Below are 2,842 nucleotides of genomic sequence, written 5' to 3' on the forward strand. Positions count from 1 at the left end.
GGTCATCATCCCCGAAGCCAACGAACAGGACGTGATGATCGAAGAGGAGTACGAGGAGATGGTCGAGATCATCCCCTGTGCGAACATCAGCGAAGTCCTAGACGTCGCACTCATGGGCGAACCCAAGAAGGACTCGCTGGTCGATCGCCTCAAGTCGATCACCGAAACGGCGTTCGACCAGAGTCAGAGTGCGGTCGGTTCCGCCAGCGGATCGAACCCGAACCTTCCGTAGACCCGCCGATTTTCACGTGAATGGGCCGCACATACGTATCGATCCGCCAGAATCCGACAGCGTGCCACGAACCGAAGGCCGCGACGATCCGCCGAGGAGCCACAGGTGTGATCCGTGAGTAGGGTACCAAATCCGCTGCGGCTGATTATTCTCTCGATCGGGCTCGGCCTGGCACGACTCGGGGTAATCGACCGAGAACGTGCCGTCCAGACGACGATGCTTGCCTGGCCCCGAATCGTCACCGGCATCGCACGCATGTCGAAAAGCGCCGTCGACGTCGCGATGGTCGGCGTTGCCGTCGGCACGTCGGCCGTCGCCGGCGTCGGCTTTGCCGGCCCGTTCTGGGGGTTAGCCTTCGCTATCGGCGGCGGCGTCGCCGGTGGCACCATCGCGCTCGTCTCCCAGCGGTACGGTGCCGAGGCCGCCGACGAACTCGGACTCGCCGTCCGCTCGAGTGTGGTCCTCGTGATCGCGGTCAGCGCCCCGGTCGCGGCTGTCTTCTGGGCGTTCCCGTACGAACTCATCTCCCTGCTGAGTAACAACGAGAGCGCGATCGAGTACGGCGCGCGATACCTCCAGGTCGTGGCGTTCGGCATTCCGTTTGCGGGTCTGAATCTCGTCGGCAGTCGCGTCCTCGTCGGCGCGGACGACTCGTACACGGCGATGCAGGTCCGTGCCGGCGGCGCTGTCGCCAACATCGGGCTGAACGCCGTCTTCATCTTCGGGCTCGAGTGGGGCGTCGCCGGCGCGGCGCTGGGAACCGTCCTCGCGAACGTCGCCGTCACGGCAACCTTCGCCGCAGGGATCTGTGCGGGCCGGATCCCGGGTATCGGCGCGTTCCCGGTCCGCGTCGACCCGTTCGGTGCGTACCTCGACGGAGAGACGCTTCGTGACCTCGTCACGATCGGTCTCCCCGTGGGCGGACGCAACCTCGTCTGGACCGTCGCCGAGTTTCCGATGCTCGGGATCCTCGACATCTTCGGGGAGAACACCGTCGCCGCGTTCGTCATCGCCCGCCGCATCTGGGGCGTCATGAACGCCCCTGGCTGGGGCTTCGGCCTCGCCTCCTCGAGTCTGGTCGGCCAGGCGCTCGGCAAGAACGACGAGGTGACGGCGAAGGCCTACGGCCGCGATATCATCCGTTTTGCCGTCGCGACCTACGTCGTCTCGGCGATTCTCATCGCCCTCTTCGCCGAGCAGATCGTCGTCCTCTTCGCGGAGGATCCGACGAGCGCGGAGATTCCGATCGCAATCGATCTCGTATATGCAGCCTGCATTGCGGTCACGTTTCAGGGCGTTGCCAGCGCCGCAGCGGGGCCGCTTGACGCGAGCGGTGATACGCGCGTGCCGTTCGCGAGCCAGTTTCTCGGAATGTTCTGTGGCTCGATTCCACTGGCGTATCTCGGCGCAACCACCGGACTCGGCTACTGGGGGCTGTATCTGGCGTTTCTCGCCGAGACGACCGTCCCGGCGGCGATCAACTACTGGCGCTTTCGCACCGACAAGTGGAAAGCGATTAGCCAGTCGTACCGTCCCGAGACGACGGTCGCAGACGACTGACCAGTAGGTAGGAACGATGTGCAGTGGCTACGACAGTGGCATCGCACCCCTACAATGCACGGGTGAAACCGTTCGCCGTGGTGGAACTGTGTCCAACACGGATGGCGACGCGGGTATGGCACTCGACGTCTCGTCGAAACGGAAGCGACTCGGGCCGACTACCAATCGGGTGGGTGGCCGCTTCCGTCGGGCATGTATCCAGCAACAGGAGTTGGTGGTCGTGGCGAGGGTGTATGGCGCGGTTACATGGGTGCTGTTGGCCACAACAGGTGGGTCCGATCCTCGCCAACTGACCATTCAGTCAGTACAAAGATAAGCCTTTTGTTGGATGACGACGACGGCTATCTCGTCGTCCAGTTCGTGTTCCAACAGTACCCGTTTCGCTGCGGTTGCGTACTGCTCCGAGGGGCAGAGAGGCCGACGATACCGATATTTTGAGGCGGGTCGACGGGAACGGCCGTTCACCGACGACGAGCGACTGATACGAACTGTTGTCAGTCAGTTCGTATCAGTCGCCGATTCCAACGCCCTCGGCGAGCAACTCGTGTGAGCGGAGCACGTTCCCGTGATCCGCGATCAGGTTCTGGACGATCACCTCGTCGACGCCGACGGCGAGTCGGTCGGTCAGTTGCTCGAGCAGGTCGGAGAGCGTGTCGGGACTCCCCGATATCGACCGCGGCCACTCCCCGTCGGGAAGCGGGTTCGGCGTCGGCTCTGGCACGCCGCCGAGTTCGTCGATCGCGGTTTCGACGGGCGGCGGCGATCCGACGACGCCCCGGCGCATACGCTTGTATGACGCTTCGGCGGTCGCACGGAGTCGAGCAGCTTCCTCGTCGGTCTCGGCGCAGGCGGCGTTCACCGCGAGCATGCCACGCGGTTCGTCGGAGCCGACGCCCACCGCCGAGGGCTCGAAGCTGTCGCGATGACATCCTCCCCGTCGTGAACGGAGAGGGAGCATAGTGGTTCACAGAAGATTTAGGTATGCTTTGAGTTGGTAGGGTAATGGCGGGACAAGAAAAAGAGATCGTCCGTCACCTCAGTGAGGACGAT

Annotated in this window: 1 protein-coding gene and 2 pseudogenes; 2 read left to right on the plus strand and 1 reads right to left on the minus strand. The window is 63.8% G+C overall.

The genetic code is table 11. The features are described from left to right. A pseudogene (locus tag GRS80_RS15120) lies at positions 1 to 232 on the plus strand (ATP-dependent protease LonB); the annotation flags it as partial. A 114-nt stretch (positions 233 to 346) separates the two neighbouring features. Continuing rightward, positions 347 to 1,792 carry an MATE family efflux transporter gene (locus tag GRS80_RS15125; RefSeq protein ID WP_343161602.1) on the plus strand — a complete coding sequence of 482 codons (1,446 nt, stop codon included), beginning with the start codon at positions 347 to 349 and terminating at the stop codon, positions 1,790 to 1,792. A gap of 508 nt (positions 1,793 to 2,300) precedes the next feature. Here the strand turns inward: GRS80_RS15125 and GRS80_RS15130 are convergent. Then, positions 2,301 to 2,717, minus strand: a pseudogene (locus GRS80_RS15130) (alkane 1-monooxygenase); the annotation flags it as partial. Between the last annotated feature and the right edge of the window lie 125 nt (positions 2,718 to 2,842).

Origin of the sequence: Natrialba sp. INN-245, assembly GCF_009807105.1 — an archaeon.
Lineage (GTDB): Archaea > Halobacteriota > Halobacteria > Halobacteriales > Natrialbaceae > Natrarchaeobius > Natrarchaeobius swarupiae.